Annotated in this window: 2 protein-coding genes; both read left to right on the top strand. The window is 58.8% G+C overall.

Going from position 1 to position 502, the window contains the following annotated elements:
• The coding region (locus tag AC1RP4_RS07655; protein ID WP_481763221.1) for a hypothetical protein at positions 1-209 on the top strand (209 nt) is incomplete at its 5' end.
• On the top strand, positions 209-502 hold a 294-nt coding region (locus AC1RP4_RS07650), incomplete at its 3' end, for a hypothetical protein (protein ID WP_481763220.1). The genes AC1RP4_RS07655 and AC1RP4_RS07650, both read left to right, overlap by 1 nt.

Genomic DNA, 502 nt, shown 5'->3' with positions numbered 1-502 from the left:
TCCCTGTTCCAATCAGTGAGCTGGAAGGCGGCACCATGTTTTCGAATCAGCTGGAGCCCAGCGGTTTCGATTTGTTCATGGTGATGCTCGATGAGGAACCCGACGAGGGCCGGGTGCGTGCCGTCCGCATGATTAGCGGGGCACAGACCAGCTGGAGCCGTACGGAATTGGTGTACCCGCGTGACGTGTCGATCAAGGTGATTCGCTGATGGAACTCGATCTTTCGAACAACCGGATCGACCGGCTTGCTCAGGTGGTAGCTGCACTCGAACAGCACCACCCCCGTAATGAGAAGGGTCCTATCTGCATCGTGGCCCCGCGTCGAGTGCATCGCCAGTGGAAGTACGCGTGGCGGCAATATCAGCTGTGGCGCACGGCGCAAAAGCGCCCGACGCAGCGCTACATGCTGTACTGCACGCCCGAACAATTTGCTGAACACTGCGTGCCGAGTATCGAGCCCGCTCCGCTCACGCTGTTTGAGCAAGCGGATTGGGTATTTATC

This window comes from Dellaglioa sp. CoH-56-MRSF-10, assembly GCF_056782175.1.
The sequence above is the reverse complement of the archived record's forward strand: the minus strand, read 5'-3'. Positions and strand labels throughout refer to the sequence as shown.